This is a genomic window from Streptomyces sp. NPDC040610 (assembly GCF_055594065.1).
The window spans coordinates 1-23,569 of sequence record NZ_JBVIXA010000023.1; the positions used below are offsets into that span (position 1 = coordinate 1).

General features: G+C 72.3%; 18 protein-coding genes. 8 read left to right on the plus strand and 10 right to left on the minus strand.

The features are described 5' to 3' along the window. Positions 1 to 55: 55 nt before the first annotated feature. The 3 genes from ACZ6AA_RS39600 to ACZ6AA_RS39610 all read right to left on the minus strand — a co-directional run bounded on the left by ACZ6AA_RS39600 (position 56) and on the right by ACZ6AA_RS39610 (position 2,994). Complete coding sequence (locus tag ACZ6AA_RS39600; RefSeq protein WP_471463308.1) at positions 56 to 1,462, minus strand: GH1 family beta-glucosidase; 1,407 nt, start codon at positions 1,460 to 1,462, stop codon at positions 56 to 58. A 132-nt stretch (positions 1,463 to 1,594) separates the two neighbouring features. Continuing rightward, positions 1,595 to 1,861 carry a protealysin inhibitor emfourin gene (locus ACZ6AA_RS39605; protein ID WP_468449653.1) on the minus strand — a complete coding sequence of 89 codons (267 nt, stop codon included), beginning with the start codon at positions 1,859 to 1,861 and terminating at the stop codon, positions 1,595 to 1,597. 59 nt (positions 1,862 to 1,920) lie between these two features. Further along, positions 1,921 to 2,994 carry a M4 family metallopeptidase gene (locus tag ACZ6AA_RS39610; protein ID WP_468449652.1) on the minus strand — a complete coding sequence of 358 codons (1,074 nt, stop codon included), beginning with the start codon at positions 2,992 to 2,994 and terminating at the stop codon, positions 1,921 to 1,923. Positions 2,995 to 3,316: 322 nt separating this feature from the next. Between ACZ6AA_RS39610 and leuA the strand changes: the two genes are divergently transcribed. The 6 genes from leuA to ACZ6AA_RS39640 all read left to right on the plus strand — a co-directional run bounded on the left by leuA (position 3,317) and on the right by ACZ6AA_RS39640 (position 12,201). Then, positions 3,317 to 5,041, plus strand: a complete 1,725-nt coding sequence (leuA, locus tag ACZ6AA_RS39615; protein ID WP_468480827.1) for a 2-isopropylmalate synthase — start codon at positions 3,317 to 3,319, stop codon at positions 5,039 to 5,041. A 306-nt stretch (positions 5,042 to 5,347) separates the two neighbouring features. Beyond that, a complete protein-coding gene (locus tag ACZ6AA_RS39620) occupies positions 5,348 to 6,025 on the plus strand; it encodes a TerB family tellurite resistance protein (protein WP_468450193.1) in 678 nt (225 codons plus the stop codon). A gap of 144 nt (positions 6,026 to 6,169) precedes the next feature. Then, a complete protein-coding gene (locus tag ACZ6AA_RS39625) occupies positions 6,170 to 8,284 on the plus strand; it encodes an MMPL family transporter (protein WP_471463310.1) in 2,115 nt (704 codons plus the stop codon). An 83-nt stretch (positions 8,285 to 8,367) separates the two neighbouring features. Next, on the plus strand, positions 8,368 to 9,960 hold the full coding sequence (locus ACZ6AA_RS39630) for a sensor histidine kinase (RefSeq protein ID WP_471463312.1): 1,593 nt from the start codon (positions 8,368 to 8,370) through the stop codon (positions 9,958 to 9,960). A gap of 59 nt (positions 9,961 to 10,019) precedes the next feature. Then, complete coding sequence (locus ACZ6AA_RS39635) at positions 10,020 to 10,643, plus strand: response regulator (protein ID WP_468480911.1); 624 nt, start codon at positions 10,020 to 10,022, stop codon at positions 10,641 to 10,643. Positions 10,644 to 11,124: 481 nt separating this feature from the next. Then, the gene (locus ACZ6AA_RS39640; RefSeq protein ID WP_468449648.1) at positions 11,125 to 12,201 is read left to right on the plus strand and encodes a sialidase family protein; all 1,077 of its coding nucleotides are present in this window, start codon (positions 11,125 to 11,127) and stop codon (positions 12,199 to 12,201) included. Positions 12,202 to 12,604: 403 nt separating this feature from the next. Here ACZ6AA_RS39640 and ACZ6AA_RS39645 read toward each other — a convergent pair whose 3' ends face one another. From ACZ6AA_RS39645 to ACZ6AA_RS39665, 5 genes are all read right to left on the minus strand, one after another. Continuing rightward, the gene (locus tag ACZ6AA_RS39645) at positions 12,605 to 13,549 is read right to left on the minus strand and encodes a dihydrodipicolinate synthase family protein (protein ID WP_468449647.1); all 945 of its coding nucleotides are present in this window, start codon (positions 13,547 to 13,549) and stop codon (positions 12,605 to 12,607) included. Then, a complete protein-coding gene (locus ACZ6AA_RS39650) occupies positions 13,546 to 14,631 on the minus strand; it encodes an oligopeptide/dipeptide ABC transporter ATP-binding protein (protein WP_468450189.1) in 1,086 nt (361 codons plus the stop codon). The genes ACZ6AA_RS39645 and ACZ6AA_RS39650 overlap by 4 nt, the downstream gene beginning before the upstream one ends. Then, complete coding sequence (locus tag ACZ6AA_RS39655) at positions 14,624 to 16,627, minus strand: dipeptide/oligopeptide/nickel ABC transporter permease/ATP-binding protein (protein ID WP_471463314.1); 2,004 nt, start codon at positions 16,625 to 16,627, stop codon at positions 14,624 to 14,626. Before ACZ6AA_RS39655 ends, ACZ6AA_RS39650 begins: the two co-directional genes overlap by 8 nt. Continuing rightward, positions 16,627 to 17,586, minus strand: a complete 960-nt coding sequence (locus ACZ6AA_RS39660; protein ID WP_468996631.1) for an ABC transporter permease — start codon at positions 17,584 to 17,586, stop codon at positions 16,627 to 16,629. The genes ACZ6AA_RS39655 and ACZ6AA_RS39660 overlap by 1 nt, the downstream gene beginning before the upstream one ends. A gap of 102 nt (positions 17,587 to 17,688) precedes the next feature. After that, positions 17,689 to 19,317 (minus strand): ABC transporter substrate-binding protein, encoded by a 1,629-nt coding sequence (locus tag ACZ6AA_RS39665; RefSeq protein WP_471463358.1) that lies wholly within the window; start codon positions 19,315 to 19,317, stop codon positions 17,689 to 17,691. A gap of 274 nt (positions 19,318 to 19,591) precedes the next feature. On the opposite strand from ACZ6AA_RS39665, the gene ACZ6AA_RS39670 reads away from it, so the two are divergent. Both ACZ6AA_RS39670 and ACZ6AA_RS39675 read left to right on the plus strand, forming a co-directional pair. Then, positions 19,592 to 20,353, plus strand: a complete 762-nt coding sequence (locus tag ACZ6AA_RS39670) for a FadR/GntR family transcriptional regulator (RefSeq protein WP_471463359.1) — start codon at positions 19,592 to 19,594, stop codon at positions 20,351 to 20,353. Then, entirely contained in the window at positions 20,350 to 22,287 is a 1,938-nt protein-coding gene (locus tag ACZ6AA_RS39675) for a beta-galactosidase (RefSeq protein WP_471463316.1), read from the plus strand. Before ACZ6AA_RS39670 ends, ACZ6AA_RS39675 begins: the two co-directional genes overlap by 4 nt. Here the strand turns inward: ACZ6AA_RS39675 and ACZ6AA_RS39680 are convergent. Next, entirely contained in the window at positions 22,236 to 23,114 is an 879-nt protein-coding gene (locus ACZ6AA_RS39680; protein ID WP_471463318.1) for an ergot alkaloid biosynthesis protein, read from the minus strand. The two genes, ACZ6AA_RS39675 and ACZ6AA_RS39680, sit on opposite strands and share 52 nt — an antisense overlap. Beyond that, complete coding sequence (locus ACZ6AA_RS39685; RefSeq protein WP_468449642.1) at positions 23,107 to 23,538, minus strand: nuclear transport factor 2 family protein; 432 nt, start codon at positions 23,536 to 23,538, stop codon at positions 23,107 to 23,109. The genes ACZ6AA_RS39680 and ACZ6AA_RS39685 overlap by 8 nt, the downstream gene beginning before the upstream one ends. Between the last annotated feature and the right edge of the window lie 31 nt (positions 23,539 to 23,569).

Genomic DNA, 23,569 nt, shown 5'->3' on the forward strand with positions numbered 1-23,569 from the left:
TCCTCAAACGCCGGACGGGCTATCTATAGCCCCTCGTGGGGGTCCCCCCTGCTCCTTAAGAGCTTGGGGGAGTTTGAGGAGCGGGGTCTGGGGCGTTCTGCGCGAGCAACTCCTGCCGCAGCCACCCGTACGACGCCTTCGGCGTCCGCTTCTGCGTGGCGTAGTCCACATGGACGAGCCCGAACCGCTGCGCGTACCCCTCCGCCCACTCGAAGTTGTCGAGGAGGGACCACACGAAGTAGCCGCGGACGTCGACCCCGGCCTCCAGGGCGCGGTGCAGGGCGCGCAGATGCCCGTCGAGGTAGCTGATGCGCTCCTGGTCGTCCAGGCCGTCGTAGGAGCAGCCGTTCTCGGTGATGACGAGGGGCGGGAGCCGGTCGGCGTAGCGGTCGCGGAGGGTGAGGAGGAGCTCGGTGAGGGCGTCGGGGACGACGGGCCAGCCGAAGGACGTGGTGGGGTAGCCGTCGATCGGGCGCGGGGAGAAGGGGAGTTCGGGCGGCAGGGTGAGGCCGGAGAACTCCGTAGGGGTGGGCTCCGCGCGGGGCGCCCCCACCTTCGTGGGCTGGTAGAAGTTGATCCCGTACCAGTCGATCGGCTCCGCGACGACCTTCAAGTCACCGTCCAGGTCGGGGACTTCGGCGCCGAGGAGTTCGGCGATCACTTCCGGGTAGCGCCCGGCGATCAGCGGGTCGGAGAACAGCCGGTTGAGGAGCACGTCGTAGAGGTCCGCGGCCTCGCGGTCCGCGGCGGCGTCGGAGGCGGCCCAGGTCGGCCCGTGGGAGTTCGCCACCCCGATGTCGGCCGCGCCCGCGGCCCGCAGCGCGCGCACCGCGAGCCCGTGGCCGAGGAGCTGGTGGTGGGCGGCGGGCAGGGCGTCGAAGAGGAGCTGCTTGCCGGGGGCGTGCTGCCCGAGGGCGTGGCCGAGGAGGGTGTGCTCGGCGGGCTCGTTCAGCGTGATCCACTTCGCTACGCGGTCCCCGATGCGGGCGGCCACCACGGCGGCGTACTCCGCGAACCGGTGCGCGGTGTCCCGGACGAGCCAGCCGCCCGCGTCCGCCACGGCGAGCGGCGTGTCCCAGTGGAAGAGCGTCGGCACGGGACGTATGCCCGCGGCGCACAGCTCGTCCACGAGCCGGTCGTAGAAGTCCAGGCCCCGCTCGCTGACCTCGCCGCTGCCCTGCGGCAGCACCCGCGGCCAGGACACGGAGAAGCGGTACGCGCCCACGCCGAGGTCACGGATCAGGGCGACGTCCTCGCGGTAGCGGCGGACGTGGTCGCAGGCCACGGCGGCCGTCGTGCCGTCCTTGACGGTGCCGGGCCGGGCGGTGAAGGCGTCCCACACCGAGGGGCCGCGCTCGTCGGCGGCGCCCTCGATCTGGTGGGCCGATGTGGACACCCCCCAGAGGAAGTCGTGGGGGAAGCGGGGCAGCGGTGCGCGCGTCGTCGCCATGCGCGCGATCATCCGTACCGGCCGGTACGGAAGTCAACGCCCGTGCGGCAGACGGTTTCCCGGCGCCTGGTATCGCTGCGTTCCGGCGCCCGCTGCCGCTGTTTCCCGGCGCCAGGTACCGCTGCTTCCCGGCATCCGGTACCGCTACGAGCCCTCCTTGAGCACCCGAGTGATCAGCTTCCGCTGGTCCTCCGTGAGCCGGGGGTCCGAGCAGTACACGGTCCGGTCGTCGAGGGTGATCTGATAGCTGAACCCGTCGGGCACCCCCACGGGGGGCGTGCCCCGGCCGTCGGCCGCCGCCCGCTCGGCCAGGGCGTGCCACTCCTGGGCATCGGGCCGCGCGGTGGTGTCGACCTCCGCGTGCCGGTCGATGCCCGCGAAACCTCCGGTGCGCTTCACCTGGATACGCATGGGTCCTGTCTACTCCAGGCACCGGCGGCCCGCCAGACGGGCCGCCGGTCACGGCCGGATCAGGTGGCGGGCACCTTGACCTGGGACCAGGCGTCCAGGACGGCCTTGAGCTCCTCGCCGTCGCCGTACTTGGCGCGGGCCGCCGCCACCGTCAGCTTCGCGAAGTCCGTGAAGGAGGCGTCCTGGGCCAGCTCGCCGCCGGTCAGGACGGCGTACCAGATCTGCCCCGCCCGCTCCCAGGCGTGCCCGCCGAGGGCGTCGGCGAGGAGGTAGAAGGCGCGGTTGGGGATGCCGGAGTTGATGTGCACGCCGCCGTTGTCGCGGCCGGTGCGGACGTAGTGGTCCATGTCGGCGGGCTGCGGGTCCTTGCCGAGCACGTCGTCGTCGTACGCCGTGCCGGGCTCCTTCATGGAGCGCAACGCCTTGCCGGTGACGCGCTCGGCGAGCAGGCCCGCGCCGATCAGCCAGTCGGCCTGGTCGGCGGTCTGGCCGAGGGTGTACTGCTTGATCAGCGAGCCGAAGACGTCCGCCATGGACTCGTTGAGGGCCCCGGGCTGGCCGAAGTACGTGAGGTTCGCGGTGTACTGGACGACGCCGTGGGTCAGCTCGTGGCCGATGACGTCCACGGGGATGGTGAAGTCGAGGAAGATCTCCCTGTCCCCGTCGCCGAACACCATCTGCTCGCCGTTCCAGAAGGCGTTTCCGTAGTCCTCGCCGTAGTGGACGGTGGCGTTCAGCGGCAGTCCGCCGCCGTCGATCGAGTCGCGCTCGAAGTGCTTGAAGAACACCTCGAAGGTCGCGCCGAGGCCGGCGTACGCGCGGTTGACGGTGGCGTCCTTGCCGGGCTTGTCGCCCTCGCCGCGCACCTTGCGGCCGGGCAGGTCCGTCCTGTGCTTGGCGTCGTGGATGGTGCGGTGCGGCTTGCCCGCCTCGGCGCCCTTCGGCGCGGTGATCGAGGGGGCGCCGATGACCGTGGTCAGACGACGCTGGGTGCGCTCGTAGGCGTCGCGCTGGAGGGTGCGGCGGGCGGCCTGGGAGAGCGCGGGGTCCGAGGACTGGGCGAGCTTGTCCAGGACGATGGGTGGCACGATCGTGCAGAAAACGGGCTCGAAGCCCGCTGGGTTGGCGGTCATGTGCGGCAATGTGGCACTGGGTCATGCCGCTGTCACTAGCTGCCACCATGATTGGTGAAATAGACGTATACGGGCCTACGTCATCCTCTCCAGGTGATATACGGCACGTTTTGTCCGTTACGTCCCTACGGTCCCGCATACTGATACGCGCCCGCGCATTCCGCGGACCTCGGCTAGGCTGCCTCGCATCATGCGTTTCGGGCTGCTTCTCCTTAGCTGCCGCGGCGAGGGCCTGTAGCAGGCCGACCCCCTCCCCGCGGAGTTCGGTGCTGTGCTAGACCGTCGGCCGTCCTTCCGGACCTCCCGAGGAGCCCCGCACACCATGCCGAACTTCCAACGCCCCAGCTCCATGCCGATCCACAAGTACGGCAAGTACGAGCAGGTGGACATCCCCGACCGGACCTGGCCCGACCAGCGCATCACGGTCGCCCCCCGCTGGCTGTCCACCGACCTGCGCGACGGCAACCAGGCGCTCATCGACCCGATGTCGCCCACCCGCAAGCGCGCCATGTTCGACCTGCTGGTACGCATGGGCTACAAGGAGATCGAGGTCGGCTTCCCGTCCTCCGGGCAGACCGACTTCGACTTCGTGCGCTCCATCATCGAGGACGAGAACGCCATCCCCGACGATGTGACGATCTCCGTCCTGACGCAGGCGCGCGAAGAGCTGATCGAGCGCACCGTGGAGTCCCTGAAGGGCGCCAAGCGCGCCAACGTGCACCTGTACAACGCCACCGCGCCGGTCTGGCGCGAGGTGGTCTTCCGCGGCTCCCGCGACGCCGTCAAGCAGATCGCCGTCGACGGCACGCGCCTGGTCATGGAGTACGCCGACAAGATCCTCGACCAGGACACCGTGTTCGGCTACCAGTACAGCCCGGAGATCTTCACCGACACCGAGCTGGACTTCGCCCTGGAGGTCTGCGAGGGCGTCATGGACGTCTGGCAGCCCGACGCCGACCGCGAGATCATCCTCAACCTGCCCGCCACCGTGGAGCGTTCGACGCCCTCCACGCACGCGGACCGCTTCGAGTGGATGTCCCGGAACCTGTCCCGGCGCCAGTACGTCTGCCTGTCCATCCACCCCCACAACGACCGCGGCACCGCCATCGCCGCCGCCGAACTCGCCGTGATGGCGGGCGGCGACCGCGTCGAGGGCTGCCTGTTCGGCCAGGGCGAGCGCACCGGCAACGTCGACCTGGTCGCGCTGGGCATGAACCTGTTCAGCCAGGGCGTGGACCCGCAGATCGACTTCTCCGACATCGACGAGGTCCGCCGCGTGTACGAGTACTGCACGCGCATGGAGGTCCACCCGCGCCACCCCTACGCGGGCGACCTGGTCTACACCGCCTTCTCCGGCTCCCACCAGGACGCCATCAAGAAGGGCTTCGACTCGATGGAGGCCCGGGCGACCGCCGCGGGCAAGACCGTCGACGACATCGAGTGGGCCGTGCCGTACCTGCCCATCGACCCCAAGGACGTCGGCCGCTCCTACGAGGCCGTCATCCGCGTCAACTCCCAGTCCGGCAAGGGCGGCGTCGCGTACGTCCTGAAGAACGACCACAAGCTGGACCTGCCGCGGCGCATGCAGATCGAGTTCTCGAAGATCATCCAGACGAAGACCGACAGCGAGGGCGGCGAGGTCACCCCGGACGCGATCTGGAGCGTCTTCCAGGACGAGTACCTGCCCAACCCCGACAGGCCCTGGGGCCGCATCCAGGTCAAGAACGGCCAGACGATCACGGACGTCGACGGCACCGACACCCTCACCGTCGAGGCCACCGTCGACGGCGCCGACATCACCCTGACCGGCTCCGGCAACGGCCCGATCTCCGCGTTCTTCAACGCCCTGCAGTCCATCGTGGGCATCGACCTGCGCCTGCTCGACTACCAGGAGCACACGATGAGCGAGGGCGCCTCCGCGCAGGCCGCCTCCTACATCGAGTGCGCCATCGGCGACCGCGTCCTGTGGGGCGTGGGCATCGACGCGAATACGACACGTGCCTCCATGAAGGCCGTCGTCTCCGCCGTCAACCGCGCGGCCCGCTGATCCCGCCGGACTCCCGTTCGACCGGTGCTTTCTCGGCCCCGTCCGCCCTCGTGGCGGGCGGGGCCGCCGCGTGTCCGGGGGCTGGTCCAGGCCAGCAACCGGCCATCTCCCGTACGGGGTACTGACGCGGCATCACGGATGTGGCTAACATCACGCCAACGCGGCAGGGCTGCCGCGGCGTCATGGAGGTGCGTGGTGCTGCCAGATCGGGGACGAAAAGGCCGGGAATCCCGCATCTTCGGCAGAACCGCACCACTGGGCGATCCGGGCGCCCGCGACCCCGGCCGCCCCCGGGTCTTCGCGCGGCTGGCGCACCGCGGCCGCGGCCCCCGCCTGATCGGCACCCGCACCGTCTGGACCACCGTCTGCGACGGCGAGTTCTTCTGCCCCGGCTGCGGCGGTGACCGCAACTACCAGCGCCGCACCGGCCGCCGCCGCTTCGTGCTCCTCGGCGTGCCGCTGTTCTCCCGCGGCGACGCCGGGCCGGTCGTCGAATGCGCCGCCTGCCAGGACCACTTCGGCGTCGACGCCCTCGACCACCCCACGACCGTCCGCCTCTCCGCGATGCTCCGCGACGCCGTGCACACCGTCGTCCTCGCCGTCCTCACCAGCGGCGGCAGCACCTCCCGTACCGCCCTCGACGCGGCCGTCACCACCCTGCGCGGCGCCGGCTTCGACGACTGCACCGAGGAGCGCCTCGCCGCCCTCATCGAGGCGCTCGCCGCCGACACCGGCCGCCTCGGCGACCCCGACTGCGTGCCCGGCCTCGCCATCGAACTCCACGAGGCGCTCGGCCCGCTGGCCCCGCACCTCGCCCCCGCCGGACGTGAGGCGCTGCTCCTGCAGGGCGCACGGATCGCGCTCGCCGACGGGCCGTACACGCCCGCCGAACGCGATGTGCTCGCCACCGCGGGCTGCGCGCTGACCATCGACCCCGACGACGTGGCACGGCTGCTGGTGGCGGCGGCGCGGACGCCCCGCTGAGTACTCCCCAGGGAGTAACGAACGCCCGGCACCACCCCCGGGCGTAACCTCCAACTCGCTCTCGGGCGCGACGAATCACCCCCCTCGCGGCGGAAGTCTGGAAGGCGCAAGCCACCAGACACCGTCACGGAGGGAGGCCCACCGATGGGGGCCGCATCAACGACGAAGCGCCGACGGCCACGTGCCGTGCCCTGGGTGCTGCTCGGCCTGTGGGTCGCCGTGCTCGCGCTCGCCAGTCCGTTCGCCGGGAAGCTCGAGGACGTCCAGCGCGACCGGGCCGTGGACTACCTGCCCGCGAGCGCCGACTCCACGCAGGTCGCCAAGGTCCAGGAGCGGCTGCCCGGCGGCGAGACCACCGAGCTGGTGCTCGTCTACCACCGCGACGGCGGCCTCGGCGCGGCCGACCGGAAGACGGCGGCGGAGCAAGCGGCCGCCGTGGGACGTGAGTTCAAGCTCGTCGCGACGCCCACGGGGGTGGCGTCGAAGGACGGGGCGACCCTCATGTACCCGGTCGCGACCAACGCGCCGGGCACGGACGAGGAGAAGCGGGACGCCTTCGTCAACGACGTGCGGGACATCGTGAAGGCTCCCAGTGGCCCCGGCAACGCGGACGGCCTGAAGGTCGACGTCGGAGGGTCCGGCGCGCTCGCCACCGACGCCAGCGAGGTCTACGGCTCCCTGGACGGCCCGCTGCTCTACACCACCGTCGGCGTCGTCGCGATCCTGCTCATCCTGATCTACCGCAGCCCGCTCCTGTGGCTGGTGCCGCTCGCCGTCGCCGGAGTCGCCAACTACCTCTCCATGGGCGTCGCCTACGGCCTCAACCAGGCCTTCGACACCTCGGTCAGCGGCCAGAGCTCGGGCATCATGACCATCCTCGTCTTCGGCGCGGGCACCGACTACGCCCTGCTGATCGTCTCCCGCTACCGCGAGGAACTGCGCCGCTTCGAGCGGCCGTACGACGCCATGCGCACCGCCCTGCGCGGCTGCGGGCCCGCCGTCATCGCCTCCTCCGGCACCGTCGCCGCGGGCCTGCTGTGCCTGCTGGCCGCCGACCTCAACAGCAGCCGGGGCATGGGGCCGCTGGGCGCCGTCGGCGTGCTGTGCGCGCTCGTCGCCATGCTGACGCTGCTGCCCGCGCTGCTCGTGCTCTTCGGGCGGCGGGTGTTCTGGCCGCTGGTGCCCGCGTTCGGCAGCGAGCCGAAGAAGCGGAAGTCCCTGTTCCAGTCGATGGGTTCGTCCGCAGGACGCCGCCCCCTCACCGTGCTCGTGTCCGGCGGCGTCCTGCTCGGAGCCCTGGCCCTCGGCGCCTTCGCCCTGCCCGGCAACATCAAGCAGGAGGACACCTTCACCAACAAGCCCGACTCCATCGCCGCGATGGAGACCCTCGCCACCGCCTTCCCCGAACGCGGCACCCAGCCCATCAGCGTCATCGCGCCCACCGACAGCGCCGACCGCGTGCTCGCCGACGCACGGGGCGTGCCCGGCGTCGACAGCGCCGAGCGCGGCCGCAGCTCGCGGCAGTGGACCGAGATCTCCGTCGTCGCCAAGGCCCCGCCGCAGACGGCGGCGGAGACCACGACCATCGAGAAGCTCCGCGACAAGCTCGACCCAGGAGGCGCGTACGTCGGCGGGCCGAGCGCCGAACAGATCGACCTGAAGGACACCAACCGCCGGGACATGTGGGTGGTGGTCCCGATCGTCCTGGCAGCGGTCCTGCTCATCCTCGTCGTCCTGCTCCGCGCCCTGATCGCCCCGCTCCTGCTGCTGCTCGCGGTCGTCGCCGTGTGGGGCGCCTCGCTCGGCATCGCCGGACTCGTCTTCGGCCCCGTCTTCGGCTTCGAGGGCACCGACCCGGGCCTCGGCCTGCTGTCCTTCTGCTTCCTCGTCGCCCTCGGCGTCGACTACGGCATCTTCCTCATGCACCGCATGCGGGAGGAGTGCCTGGCCGGGGCGGAGACCGGGACGGCCGCGCTCACCGCGCTGCGCACCACCGGCGGCGTGATCGCCTCCGCGGGCCTGGTCCTCGCCGCGACGTTCGCCGTCCTCACCAACATGCCGCTGGTCCAGCTCGTCGAACTGGGCTTCGTCATCGCGGTCGGCGTGCTCCTGGACACCTTCCTGGTGCGGACGTACCTGGTGACGTCCGCGAGCCTCGCCCTCGGCGACAAGGTCTGGTGGCCGGGACCCCTGTCCAAGCGGCGGACCCCGCCACCGGCCCCCGAGCCCAGCGCCCCGGAACTGGTCCGCGCCCCCTGACCTCCCGGCGCCCGCTGAACCCGTCCGTCCGGCGCCCCTCCCTGTCGGAGGGGCGCCGCCCTACAGGAAGATGAGGGCCACACATGGGCGTACCCGCGACGCGTGTACGAGAAGGGGGAGCCGACGACGTGCCCAACCCGCCGTCCGCCTCGCGCCCCTGGTGGCCGTTCTCCGGAGCGGCACCGGGGTCGCGGCGCGCCCTGCGCGAGGACGCGCTGCTCGCGGCGCTCCTCGCCGCCCTCGCCGCCGTGCTCGCCCAGGTCCTCCAGGACGGCCGGACCCCCGACCCGCTCGGCTGGACGCTGCTCCTGGCCGCCCACGTCCCGCTGATCTGGCGCCGCGAACGCCCCATGACGGTGCTGCTCGCCGTCATGGCGTTCATCGGCCCGTACCACGCCCTGGACTACGACCACGCGGCCGCGACCCACGTCGGCATGGTCGCCCTCTACTCCGTCGCCGTCTCCGGCCGCCCCCGCCGCACCCTCCTGACCGGCGTCCACATCATCGGCATCATCCTCGTCGTCAACTCGGGCGTCGGCGGGGACCCGGTCACCGAGGTCGTGCGGATCACCGGCTGGATCGTCGCCGTGCTGGTCTTCGGTACGTACGTCCGTGTCCACCGGCAGTACGTCGCCTCCGTCGTCGAACGCGCCGAGCGCGCCGAACGCACCCGCGAGGAGGAGGCGCGGCGGCGCGTCGCCGAGGAGCGCCTTCGGGTCGCCCGCGATCTGCACGACCTGCTCGCGCACAGCATCACCCTGGTCGGCGTGCAGACCTCGGTCGCCGCGCACGTCCTCGCCGCCGACCCCGACCGCCTCGACCGCGCCGCCATCGCCGGCGCCCTCGACGACATCGCCGAGACCTGCCGCACCGCGCGCGGCGAACTCCGGGCCACCCTGGAGGTCCTGCGCACCGCGGGCCCGGGACCCGCCGACGCCCCCGACGAGTCCCGCGGCCCTCTCCCCGGCCTGGACGGCCTCGTCGACCTCGCGGACGCGGCCCGCACGGCGGGCGCGAAGGTCGACCTCGCGGTCAGCCTCCCCGACCCCCCGGTGCCGCCCGCGGTGGGCGCGGCGGCGTACCGCATCGTCCAGGAGGCCCTGACGAACGCGGTCCGGCACGGCGGGCCGGGGCCGAGCGTGGCGGTGGGGATAGGCGAGGAAGGCGGGGAGCTGAGGGTGACGGTGCGGGACGACGGGGGTTCGGGGGGCACGGAGGGCGCCGAGGGTGCCGAGGGCTTCGGGAGCTTCGGGGGCGCCGGGGCGGGGGTCGCCGGGGGGCGGTTCGTGCCGGGGGACACCGGGGTGCCTTCGGGCTCCGCCGGGCGGGCGGGGGCTTCGGCTGCTTCGGCCGCTGGTACGTCTGCGGGCGGGAAGGCGGGCCCGGCTCCGGGCGGGACGGCGACCGTGAACGGAGGGCCGCCGCCCGCCACGTGGGGCGTCGTCGTGTCCCGGGACGGGGATACGGCCCCGTCCGGCCCCGGGGCCGTATCCCCGGCCCGGGGCGGCGCCGGACCCACAGGGACCGGGGACGCGCCCGGGTTCGGGCTCATCGGGATGCGGGAGCGGGCCCGGAGCGTGGGCGGGACGCTGGAGGCGGGGCCGCGGACGGGCGCGGGCCGGGGGTTCGAGGTGGTGGCGGTGCTGCCGCTGGGCGAGGGGAGAAGAGCCGAGTGAGCCGAGTGATCCGGGTACTGCTCGCCGACGACCAGGCGCTGGTACGGGCGGCCTTCGCCATGCTCGTGGAGTCCGCACGGGACATGGAGGTCGTGGCGCAGGCCGGGTCGGGCCGTGAGGCCGTCGACCTGGCCAGGACCGAGCGGGCCGACCTCGTCGTCATGGACGTCCGCATGCCCGACCTCGACGGCATCGAGGCCACCCGCCTGATCGCCGCCGACGAGGACCTGGCGGGTGTGAAGGTCCTGATGCTCACCACGTACGACACCGACGAGCACGTGGTGGAGGCGCTGCGCGCGGGCGCGTCCGGCTTTCTGGTCAAGGACACCAAGCCCGCGGAGCTGCTCGACGCCATCCGTACCGTCGCCGCGGGCGAGTCGCTCCTGTCGCCGGGCCCCACCGGACGCCTCATCGCCCGGGTGCTGCGCCAGCCGCAGCCCCCGCACGCCGAAGCCCCCGCGCCCGCCGCGCTCGGCGCCCTCTCCGACCGCGAACGCCAGGTCCTGACGCTGGTCGCACGGGGCCTGAACAACACCGAGGTGGCGGAGGCGCTCGGGCTCAGCCCCCTGACCGCGAAGACCCACGTCAGCCGGATCATGGGGAAGCTGGGGGCGCGGGACCGGGCGCAGCTGGTGATCGTGGGGTACGAGTCGGGGCTGGTGACGCCGGGGGCGGGGGGTTAGGGGGCTGTAGGGCGCCTCGGCCCCGGCGGCGTCACGCCCTCCCTCGGGCCGGGGACACCCGCCCCGAAGCGCTCCCGTCACTCTCATGCGTCAACACAGCGTCAACTCCGTCGTCACACAGGGGTATTGTCGTACCGCCCGAGGCGCATTAGCTTCACGCGCGACGTCCTACGTCCCACGTCCCGTCGTGAGGAGCCGTATGAGCCGTACGAGCCGCGTGATCCAGAGACGACGTCCACCCGTTCGGAGCATGCTGTCGGGCCGGGACGGGGAGGCCGGCGAGGGCCGTCAGGGCCCTGCGGGACACCAAGGTCTCCCGGGCCTCCGGGGTCTCCCGGGCCTCCGAAGCCTCCGAGCCCCCCGCCGCGGCCGCCCTCGCCTCACCGCCGCCGCCCTCGCCCTCTCCGCCGCCCTCGCGCTCACCGCCTTCAGCCGCCCGGGCGCCGCCCCCGCCCCCCTCCTCCCCGGCTGCGCCACCTCCGTGCCGTACACCGCCGACACCAACGGCTACGACACCTTCCGCATCCCCGCCGTCGTCCGCACCGATCGCGGCACCCTGCTCGCCTTCGCCGAGGGGCGGCGCGCCAGCGCCTCCGACACCGGCAACATCGATGTCGTCCTGCGGCGCTCCACCGACGGCGGCTGCACCTGGGGGCCCCTCGCCGTCGTCGCCGCGGGGCGCGGGGACACCCGTGGCAACCCGGCGCCCGTCGTCGACCCCGTGACCGGGCGCGTCGTCCTGCTCACCTCCTACAACAGCGGTGCCGTCACCGAAGGACAGATCATGCGCGGTGAGGTCACGGCCGCGCAGAGCCGGCGCGCCTTCGTGCAGAGCAGCGCCGACGACGGTCGTACGTTCTCCTCGCCGCGCGAGATCACCGCCGCCGTGAAGCGGCCCCACTGGCGGTGGTACGCGACCGGGCCCGGGCACGCCGTCGCGCTCACCCGCGGGCCGTACGCCGGGCGGCTCGTCGTGCCCGCCAACCACTCCGCCGCGCCCGCGCCCGGGTCCTCCGACACCGGGCAGGAGCCCAAGTACTACGGCGGGCACGCCCTCTACAGCGACGACCACGGGCTCAGCTGGCGCATCGGCTTCGTCGACGACTCCTACGACGGGGAGCACAACTCCAACGAGTCCGCCGTCGCGCAGCTTCCCGACGGGCGGTTGTACCTCAGCTCGCGGGATCAGCACGGGGTGGCCGTGGGCAATCGGCTCGACAGCTACTCCAGCGACGGGGGGCGCAGCCTCGACCGGCCCTACGCCGTTCAGCCCACCCTCAACGACGTGCCCGTCGTGCAGGGTGGGCTGCTTCAGCTTCGGGGCTGGGGGGAGCCGCTGCTCTTCTCCGGTCCCTCCGTGCCCACTGCCCGGCAGGCGATGGCCCTCTGGCGCAGCCGCGACGGGGGGCGGACCTTCGCCAAGCTCCTCACCCTGTCCCAGGACCGGGCCGGCTACTCGGACCTGGTCCAGGTGGGGCCCGGGACGGTCGGCCTGTTGTACGAGACGGGGGTCGCCGGAACGTACGAGCGGGTGGTCTGGCGCCGGGTGACGGTCTAACCCTGCGGGGCTCCCCAATCCCACCCCTTCCCGAACCCGGGGGCTGCCGCCCCCGGCCCCCCGCTTGTCGCCGCTCCGCGCCTCGTCCTCAAACGCCGGACGGGCTGGAATCGGGTGGCTGTCCCGTGCGGGTGGGACGGCCCCCCGCCGAATCGGCGCTCCGCGCCTCGTCCTCAAACGCCGGACGGGCTGAGACGTTGCCTGAGCGGGCTGGAATGCGCGGGCACGTTTCAGCCCCTGCACGGCTGCACTTCAGCTCACCCAAGGTTGTGCTTCAGCGTGTCCGGGGGCTGCGCTTCAGCTCGCCCGGGGCTGTGTTTCAGCCCCTCCGGCGTTTGAGGAGCGGGGTCTGGGGCGGAGCCCCAGTTCGGGAAGGGGTGGGACTGGGGCGCACCCGCGAGGCCTACAGCAACCCCGCCGCGGCCAAATGCTTGCCCACCTGCTCCGTCTCGGCCTCGGACAGCGGGATCTGGGGGGCCGCGGTGAGGGGGCAGTCGATGATGCCGCGGAGGTGGAGCGCGGCCTTGAACGCCCCGAGGCTGGAGGAACTGGCCCCCATCCGGAGGGGGTCGCCGACGCCGACCATGCGGAACAGCGCGCACAACCGTTCCTGCTCGGCGCGGGCCCGCGCCCAGTCGCCTTCGCGGGCGTAGCGGAAGAGGCGTACGTAGCCGTGCGGATCGACGTTCCCGAGGCCGGGGACGACGCCGTCGGCACCCATGGCGAGGGCGGAGTCGACGGTGAGTTCGGAGCCGGTGAGGACGGAGAAGGAGGGCAGGCCGGTGCGGGTGCGGGCGCCGAGGATGACGCGGCGCAGCCCTCCGTCGTCGCCGCTGGAGTCCTTGAGCCCGGCGAGGACACCCTCGGCGGCGAGTTCGAGGACGAGGTCGGCGTCGAGCTTGGTGTGGACGGAGACGGGGAGGTCGTAGGCGAAGACGGGCAGCGCCCCGCGGGCGGCGACGAGGCGGAAGTGGCGGGCGACCTCGGCGGGGTGGGTGCGGGTGTAGAAGGGCGCGGTGACGACGACGCCGTCGGCGCCCGCGTCGGCGGCGGCCCGGACGTGGTCGAGGACGCGCAGGGTGGCCATGTCGATGGCCCCGGCGAGGACGGGCAGCTGCCCGCCGACGTACCGGACGACGCGGTCCACGACGACCCTGCGGTGCCCGTCCGGCAGATACGCGGCCTCGGAGGACGAGCCGAGGACGAAGAGGCCGTCGACGCCACCGTCGATCAGATGGTCCACGAGGCGTTCGAGGGACGCCACGTCCACCTCGTTGTCCGGGGTCAGGGGGGTGCAGACGGGAGGGACGACACCGGTCAACGGGGAGGGAAGGTTCGGCAGGGTCACGGTGTCTCCTTGGACGTGGCCGTGGCGGCGGCCGTCGCTGCGGACGACTGGCTGACGAGGTCCCGGGTGGACTCGCCCGCCAGTACGGGGTGGTGGCACCGGTACCGATGCTCGGCACCGGCGTCCGCGACGTCCGGCATGGCCGTCGCGCACACCTCGTCGGCCTTCCAGCACCGGGTGCGGAAGGGGCACCCGCTGGGCGGCCGCGTGGCCGACGGTACCGGGCCGACGAGCGGAATCGGGTCGATCGGGTCGAGCAGTCCGGGTGTGGCCGAGAACAGCGCCCGGGTGTACGGGTGCCGGGCGTTGTCGAGGATCTCGGCGGCCGGTGACTCCTCGACGATCCGGCCGAGGTACATGGTGATGACGCGGTCGCTCATCCTGCGGACGGTCTGGATGTCGTGGGAGACGAAGACCAGGGACAGGTTGAGGCGTTCCTTGAGGTCGAGGAGCAGGTTGAGGATCTGGGCGCGTACGGAGACGTCGAGGGCGCTGGTCGGCTCGTCGGCGACGACGAGTTCGGGTTCGAGGGCGAGCGCGCGGGCGATGGCGACGCGCTGGCGCTGGCCGCCGGAGAGCTGTCCGGGCAGGGCGTCGGCGAGGACGGTGGGCAGGCCGACGAGGCTCATCAGCTCGCGCACCCGGTCGGTGCGCTCGGCGGGGGTGCCGCGGCGGTGCACGTCGAGGGGGTCGCGCAGGATCTGCCGGATGGGCAGGCGGCGGTTGAGGGCCGTGGAGGGGTCCTGGAAGATCATGGCGGTGCCGGTGCCGATCGTGGTGCGGCGCTCGGCGGCGCCCATCCCCCACAGGTCCCGGCCGCGGAACGCGACGAGCCCGGACGTCGGCGGCTGGATGCCGAGGAGGACCTTCGCGAGGGTCGACTTGCCGCAGCCGGACTCGCCGACGACGCCGACGGTCTCGCCGGGGGCGATGGTGAGGTCGGCGCCGGTGAGGGCGTACACCCGGTCGCGGGAGAACAGGCCGCCGGTGCGGGCCTTGTGGACGACGTGCGCGTCGCGCAGCGTGACCAGGGCGGTGGGGTCGTCGTCGGGCAGGTCGCCGGGGGGAACAGCCTCAGCCACGGTCACGGACCGCCTCGCTTCCTGGGAGCCGCGGCTCCGCTGTCTCGACGACGGGTGCGGGATGGTGGCAGGCCGTCCGGTGCCGACTCTCGCCGAGGAGTTCGGGGGCGGTGGTGTGGCACAGGGCGTCGGCGAGCGGGCACCGGTCGGCGAAGCGGCAGCCCGCGGGGAAGTCGGCCGGTGAGGGGACGACACCCTTGATCTGGGTGAGGCGTTCGGCGGCGGACTCCAGGGACAGCACGGAGCCGAGCAGGCCGCGCGTGTAGTGGTGGGTGGGAGCCTCGACGAGGTCGGCGGTCACGCCGGTCTCGACGATCTGGCCGCCGTACATGACCGCGACCCGGTCGGTGACGTCGGCGATCAGCGCCAGGTCGTGCGAGACCAGGATCAGGGCGAAGCCCAGCTCGGCGCGCAGCCGCAGCAGGAGTTGGATGACCTGGGCCTGCACGGTCACGTCGAGCGCGGTGGTGGGCTCGTCGGCGACGATCAGCTTGGGGTCGCGGGACAGGGCCATGGCGATGAGGACGCGCTGGCGCTGGCCGCCGGACAGCTCGTGCGGATAGCTGCGCAGGGTGCGGTCGGGGTCGAGGCCGACGAGGGCGAGGAGTTCGGCGGGGGAGCGGTGGCCGCCGCGCCGGACGACCTGCCCCAGCTGGGCGCGTACCGTCATCGCCGGGTTCAGGGACGACAGGGCGTCCTGGTAGATCATCGCCATGTCGTGGCCGAGGAGCCGCCGCCGGGACCGCATGGGCAGGCCGATCAGCTCCCGCCCGTCGAAGGTGACGTGCCCGCGCACCCGGGCCCCCTTGGGTTCCAGGCCCATGACGGTGAGCGCGGTCAGGGACTTGCCGCAGCCGGACTCGCCGACGAGGCCGAGGACTTCCCCGGGCCGGACCTCGAAGCTGATGCCGTCGACGATGTCGACGCCGGAGTGCCGCTCCTCGAAGCCGATGGCCAGGTCCCGCACGCTGAGCACGGGCGCCCCCGCGGGCAGCGGCCGGGCCCGTGCGCGCAGCCGCGCCGCCGCCTCGGTCAGGCCCGGCAGCTCAAGGACCTCGCCGCTGCCCGGCTCGGGCGCCTCGACCGGGTCGTCCTTGCGTCCGGGGCCGGTGACGTCACGGCCGGACGGCGCGGCCCAGGCGTCGGAGACACCTTCGGAGAGCACGTTCAGGGAGAGCACGGTCAGGAGCATCAGGAGGCCGGGGAAGACCGTCGCCCACCAGCCGCCGATGAGGACCATGTTCTTGCCGTCGGCGATGACGCTGCCCCAGGACGGGTCCGGCGGCCGCACGCCCGCGCCGATGAACGACAGGGACGCCTCGAACACGATCGCCTCGGCGACCTGGACGGTGCAGAACACCAGGACCGGGGCGGCGCAGTTGATGGCGACGTGCTTGATGACGATGTGCGGGGTGCGGGCGCCGATGACGCGTTCGGCGACCACGTAGTCCTCGCCGTACTGATCGAGCACGTTGGCGCGGACGACACGGGCGATCGGCGGGGTGAACAGGAAGGCGATCGCGCAGATCAGGACGGTGATGCCGCCGCCGAAGACGGCGACGAGGACCGCCGCGAGCGCGATGCCGGGGAACGCCATGACGACGTCCAGGCAGCGCATCAGCGTCTCGTCGACGGCCTTGCGGGAGGTCGCCGCGATCGCGCCGATGACCGCGCCGACGATCAGCGCGAGCGTCGTCGCGCCCAGGCCGATGGCGAGGGACCAGCGCGCCCCGTACATCAGCCGGCTGAGGATGTCCCGGCCCAGGCTGTCCTGGCCCATCCAGTGGTCGGCGGAGGGATGGCCGGTGCCGTCGACGAGGGACTGCTGGTCGAGCGGGTCGTGCGGGGCGATGAGCGGGGCGAACAGGGCGACGAGGACGACGACGGAGACGACGCCGAGGGAGATGCGGGAGAGGACCGGCAGCTTCGCCAGGGCCCGCAGCCGGATGCCGGGCACGGCAAGGCGCTCGGTGAGTTTCTTGCGCGACTGGAGCATCAGGAGGTTCCCCTCAGGCGCGGGTTCACCAGCAGATAGAGGATGTCGATCACCAGGTTCACCACGACGAAGCCGACGGCCGTGGTGATGACGACGCCCTGCACGACGGCCGGGTCACCGTTCTTCACCGCGTCGATCATGAGCTTGCCCATGCCGGGCAGCGAGAAGATCGTCTCGATGACGACCGCGCCGCCCAGCAGATAGCCGACGCGCAGGCCGAGCACGGTCAGCGGGTTGATGAGGGCGTTGCGCAGGACGTTGCGGCCGACCACCACGACCGGTGGCAGACCGCTGCCGACGGCCGTGCGGACGTAGTCCTTGTCCAGCTCCTCCACGACGGCGGTGCGCACGATGCGGGTCATCTGCGCGGCCACCGGCAGGGACAGGGCGAGGGCGGGCAGCGTCATCGTCTTCAGCCAGCCGGTGAAGGAGTCGGCCGGGTTGACGTAGCCGCCGGTCGGGAACCAGCCCAGGTCGACGGCCAGGTACTGGATCATCAGCAGGGCCAGCCAGAAGCCGGGCGCCGCGACGCCGGTCAGGGAGACGACGCGGATGATCTGGTCGGGCAGCCGGTCGCGGTAGATCGCGGCGAGCACGCCGAGCGGCAGGGAGAGCAGCACCGCGACGCCGAGGCCGAGGAAGGTCAGCTGCATCGTCAGCGGCAGCGCGGTGGTGATCTGGTCGATGACGGGGGACCGGGTCAGGACGCTGATGCCCATGTCGCCGCCGATGAGGTCGCCCACGAAGTCGACGTAGCGCACCGGCAGCGGATCGAGCAGGCCGTTGTCCTCGCGGAACTGGTGGAGCTGCTCCTGGGTGGGGTTCGCGCCCTGGAAGAACGCCGACGCCGGGTCGATGTCGGAGAACCGCATCACGAGGAACACGAAGAGCACGATGCCGAGCAGCAGCGGCACGAGCAGGGCGATGCGGCGGGCCAGGATACGCAGGATCGCGGTCACTGCTTGACGCTCCTCTGGTCGCTCACGGCGTACGACCTCCTCGGATCGCTCACGGCGTACGGCTCCTCGGGTCGCTCACGGCGTACGGGTTCCTCAAGTCGCTCAGGCCCACTTGGACTGCAGGAGGTTGATGCCGGGGTAGGGCTGGGCGCGGACACCGGTGAGCTGCTTGGGGTCCCACGCGGTCATCAGCTCGTTGTGCACCACGGGGTACAGCACGGCCTCCTCGGCGACGATGTCGATGTAGTCCTGCACCATCGTCTTCTTCCGGGTGGCGTCCGGCTCGCGTGTCGCCCGGTCCATGAGCCGGAACAACTCCTTGGCGCGGGCGTCCTTCGCCCAGCGGGCGTAACCCATCCACAGGTTGTCGGGCCCGTAGTTGTAATGCATGATCAGGTCGGCCTCGATGCCGAACTGGTTGGGGTTCGAGGCGGCGGCGACGACCTGGTAGTCCTTCTTCTGGTCCATCTTGGTGAAGACGGCCGTGGTCTCCTGCGGGTCGAGCGTGGTCTCCACACCGATCGCGTCCCAGGACGCCTTGATGGTGGGCAGGCAGTCGACGATCCAGCTGACGTTGACCGCCATGATGTTGATCTTCAGGTCCTCGACCCCGGCCTCCTTCAGGAGCGCCTTGGCCTTCTTCGGGTCGTACGCGTAGACGGTCTTCGCCGGGCGGTAGCTGGGGTTGCCCTCGTTGAGGAAGGACGAGGCGGCCTTGCCGTGCCCCTTCAGGGCGACCTCGATCATCTTCTCCCGGTCGATGGCGTAGTGCAGCGCCTGGCGCACCCGCACGTCGTCGAAGGGCTTGTGCGCGGTGTTGAACATCAGGAAGAGGTTGTTCATGCCGGCCCCGCCCTCGACCGTCATGCCGCCCTTCTTGAGCTGCTCGATGTTGGCGTACGGGATGTTGTCGGAGATCTCGGCGTCCGCGCTGGCGCCGGAGATCTTCGCGACGCGCGGGGCCGCGTCGACGATCGTCAGCCAGTTCATCTTCTTGAAGGCGGCCTTGCGCGGGCCGTTGTAGTCGGCGAAGGCCTCGAACGTCGTGTTCGACTTCGGGTGGTGGGCGGTCTGCCGGTACGGGCCCGAGCCGATGGCCTTGCCCTTGGTCGCGTCCTCCCAGGCGCCCGGCTTGGAGTAGACGTGCTTCGGCATGATCTTGGCGAGGGTGAGCCGGGCCGCGCCGTCCGGGAAGGGGAACTTCAGGACCAGCTCCACGTTCCGCGCGTCGACCTTCCTGACCTCCTTCAGCCAGCTCTCGAAGAAGCCCTTGGCCAGCGTCTGCGTCTTCGGGTCCAGGATCCGGTCGAACACGAACACCACGTCGTCGGCGGTGACGGGCTTGCCGTCGTGCCACGTGGAGCCCGCGCGCAGCTCGAACTTCCAGGTCGTCGCCTTCAGGTCGGCGGGCACCGCCGTGGCGAGCTGGGCGTAGGGCTCCCTGCTGATCGGGTCGGTGCCGAGCAGCGCCTCGTAGATGTGCTCGTTGCCCGCCATCGCGAACGCCGACGCCGTCTGCGTCGGGTCCCAACTGCCGTCGTTGCCATAGCCGATGACGGCCGTCAGGGTGCCGCCGTCCTTGCCGCCGCCACCGGTGTCGTTCGTCGACTCCGGTCCCGAGCAGGCCGCGAGCGTGCCGGTGAGACCCGCCGCCGCGCCCAGGGCGCCGGTGTACTTCAGGAAGGACCGGCGGTCGGGGCCGTGCCCGCCGTCGCGCGTCACGGGGATCAGGTGGCTCACAGTGCCTCCATGAAGGAGTGGGGAGGCCTGCTCCCCAAGTGCCGGGTGAGAGGGAGGTGCAGTGCTACCGGTGGGAGATCCCACGTCCTACGTCATGCTGGCGTGGCGACCATAAGAGGGCCGGGAGTGCCGGTCAAGAGAACGCGCACGGATCAGAACCCGCTGTTCCCGGATCGGAATTGAGCAACCCTCAGGCCCCCGCCGGCCGCCGCGCGCACAGAAGTCTCGTCCAGAGGTGGGACGTGGGATGTCATCCGTGCCTACGATGTGGCGCATGCCTCAGGAGCCCATCCGTGAACGGCCCGGGCCCGCCCCAAGGCGGTCCGGTGAACGGCGTGTGAGCGGCCAGGTCCAGCGCGAGGTCACGCAGCTGATCCTGGACCGGCGGCTGCGCCCCGGCGCCCTGCTGCCCACCGAGGCCGAGCTGATGGAGGAGCTGGGCGTCAGCCGCAACTCCGTGCGCGAGGCCCTCAAGGCGCTGCAGGCCCTCGACATCGTGGAGATCCGGCACGGCTACGGCACCTACGTCGGCCAGGCCTCCCTGACCCCCCTCGCCGACGGCCTGACCTTCCGCACCCTGGTCCAGCTCGCCGACGACTCGCACGCGCTCGCCGAGATCCTCCAGGTCCGCGCGGTCCTGGAGGAGGGGCTCGTGCGCGAGGTCGCGGCGGTGCTCAGCGACGCCGAGCTGAGCGGCCTGGAGGACCTGGTGCGGCGGATGGAGGCGGCCGCGGCGGCCGGGGAGGCCTTCCCGGACCTGGACCGCGAGTTCCACGAGGCGCTGTACCGACCGCTCGGCAACGCGCTGGTCACCCAGTTGCTCGGCGCGTTCTGGCACGTCTTCCACCGGGTCGCGGGCGTCCGCGGCTGGTCGCGGGACCCGGCGCCCGACGTCACCGTGCGCAGGCACCGCGACATAGTGGCGGCGCTGCGCGCGGGCGACGTGGGCGCGGCGCAGCGGGCGATGGCGGACCACTTCCGCGGCATCGAGGCGCGGGCGGGACAGGAATCGAGAGGTGTGGGATGACCCCCGACAGCACCGGCGGCAGCGGCGACGGCGGTGGCGGCGGCAATCTGGACCGCTTCTACGACAAGCTGGCGTCCCCCGCGTACGGCGGCGACTACAACCCCGAGCAGTGGGGCCCCGACGTCCACGCCGAGGACATCGAGCTGATGCGCGCGGCGGGCGTGAACCTGGTGACGCTCGGCATCTTCGGCTGGGCCACCACCGAACCGACCCCCGGCGCCTACGACTTCACCTGGTTGGACACCCACCTGGACCGCCTCGCCGAAGCGGGCGTCGCCGTGTGCCTGGCCACGATGACGGCGTCCCCGCCCCCGTGGCTGGCCCGCCTGCACCCCGAGACCCTCCCCGTGATGGAGGACGGCACCCGCCTGCACCCCGGCTCCCGCCAGCACTGGTGTCCATCGAGCCCTGTCTTCCGCAGCCACGCGGTCCGCCTGACGGAACGCCTCGCGACCCGGTACGCGGACCATCCGGCGCTCGCCCTGTGGCACATCGGCAACGAGTACGGCTGCCACATCTCGCGCCACTGCCACTGCGAGGTGTCCACGGCGGCGTTCCGCGACTGGCTGCGCGAGCGGTACGGAACCCTGGACGTGCTGAACGACGCCTGGTCGACGACGTTCTGGTCGCAGCGCTACAGCACCTGGGAGGAGATCCACACCCCGCGCGCCGCCCCCTCCTTCCGCAACCCGGCCCAGCGCGCGGACTTCCTCCGCTTCTCCTCCGACGAACTCCTCGCCTGCTATCTGGCGGAGAAGGACGTCCTCGCCCGCGTCACCCCGCACACCCCCGTGACCACGAACTTCGTGCCCGTCGCCAAGACCCTCGACCTGTTCCGCTGGGCCCCGCACCTGGACGTCGTCTCGTACGACTCCTATCCCGACCCGCACGACCCGGACGCCGCCCAGCGCACCGCCTTCTCCTACGACGTGATGCGCGGCCTGAAGGCCGGACAGCCCTGGCTGCTCCTCGAACAGGCCCCCTCGGCTGTCAACTGGCGCGCCCACAACGGCCGCAAGCCGCCCGGGCGGATGCGCCTGGACAGCTGGCAGGCGGTGGCGCACGGCGCGGACGCGGTGCTGTTCTTCCAGTGGCGCCAGTCGCGCGGCGGCGCCGAGAAGTTCCACTCGGCGATGGTGCCGCACGCGGGCCGCGAGACCCGCGTGTTCCGCGAGGTGACGGAGCTCGGCGCCGAACTCGCCGCGCACCCCGACCTGTTGAGGTCACGTCCCGACCGGGCGGACGCGGCCCTCGTCCTCGACTGGCCCAACTGGTGGGCCCTGGAGACGGACGCGCACCCGGCCCCCATCGACTACCTGGACGGGGCGCTCGCCCACCACAAGGCGCTGTACGACGCGTCGGTGGCGTGCGACGTGGTGCCGGTCGACGGGGACCTGGCGGCGTACCGACTGCTGCTCGTGCCGCACCTGTACGCCCTGTCGCTGGACACGGCCGCGCGCCTCACCGCCTACGTGCGGGACGGCGGCACGCTCGTCGTGTCGTACTTCTCCGGCATCACCGACGAACACGACCGCGTGCACCTGGGCGGCTACCCCGGGCCGCTCCGCGAGGTCCTGGGTCTGACCGTCGAGGAGTTCGACCCGCGCCCCGACGGCACCTGGGCGGAGGAGATCCGCCTGGAGGGCGCCGAGCGGATCCTCGCCTACGAGGACGGGGGCGGCCCCGCCGTGACCCGGCACGACTACGGCCGGGGCACCGCCTGGTACCTGGGCCTCGGCCCCGACCCCAAGACGATGCGCGAACTGCTCGACCGGGTGCGGGCGGAGGCCGGGGTGTCGCCCGTCGTGGCGGGCCTCCCCGACGGCGTGCAGGTGCGGACGCGGGTGACGGCGGCGGGGGAGAGGGTCCGGCTGCGCCTCGATCACCGCGACGGGGCGGTGACGGTCGAGGGCGACCAGGCCTCCCGGCAGTAGTCCGCGAAGGAGCGGGGCGCCCGGCCGGTGAGGCGGGCCACGGTGTCCGTGACGCGGTCCTCGGCGCCGCCCCGGACGGCGTCGTCGAGGGCGGCGAGGACGCGGGCGAACTCGGCGGGCAGGCCGCGTTCCGTGAGCCGGTCGGCGAGCCGGTCGGCCGACACGGCGTGGTGGGTGACGGTGTGCCCGGTGGCGTCGGTGAGCGTCGCCGCCACTTCGTCGTACGTCAGCGCCTCCGGGCCGGTGATCACCAGGTCGTGCCCGGGCGCGGGCACGGCGGTGAGGGCGTGCGCGGCCACCGCCGCGATGTCGTCGGCGTCGACGAAGGGCACCCGGCCCGTGCCGGTGGCGGTCGCCAGGACGCCGTCGGTGCGGACGCTCTCGGCGTGCAGGTGGTCGGCGGTGAAGTTCTGCATGAACCAGGACGGGCGGAGCACGGCCCACTCCTCGAAAAGCCCTTCCTCGGCGAGGAGTTGATGGATCTGCCCGAGGACGGGACCGCCCGCCTCGATGGCCGACGAACTCAGCAGGACCGCCCGGGTCACGCCCGCCGCGCGGGCCCGCCGCAGGAACGGGAGCACGACGGCGGCCGGGTCGGGGTCGCCGACCGGCGCCACCAGATAGACGCGGTCGGCCCCCTGGAGCGCGGGCGCGTGCGTCGCCTCGTCGTACCAGTCGAAGCGGACCGCGCGGGCCCCCGGGTGCGGGGTGCGGGCCGAGCGGCTCGCGGCGCGCACGGTGTGGCCGAGGGCGGCCAGGCGGGCGGCGAGGCGGCTGCCGGTGGTGCCGGTGGCGCCCGTCACCAGGACGGTGTGTCGCTCAGGCACCGACGGCCTCCTTGAGGGAGTCGGGGGTGGCGAGGGGGTTCCAGTAGTCGCGGTAGTGCGTGAAGCGGCCGTCCTTGGCGGTCACCACGACGACGTACGTCATGTCGAAGGGGTCGTCCGTCGCGACGACACGGCCCTTCGCGGCGAACTCGACCACGATCGTCTCCGGGTCGGTCGTCTCGTGGATGTCCAGGTACGGGAAGGAGCGGTACTCGACGTGGGCGCCGAGGCCGCGCAGGTACGCGCCGAGGGCCGCGCGGCCCTCGACGCGGCGCGGATAGCCCTCCGGGGCGAAGGGGAACTCGGCGACGGTGTCCTCGGCGAACAGCTCGACCCAGCGGTCCATGTCGTTGGCGAGCAGGAGCTGGATGCCGTCGCGGAACAGCTCGGCGGGGGTGGGGGCGGGAGAGGTGCCAGTGGGCATGGGAAGGTGCCGTCCTCTACGATTCGGACTG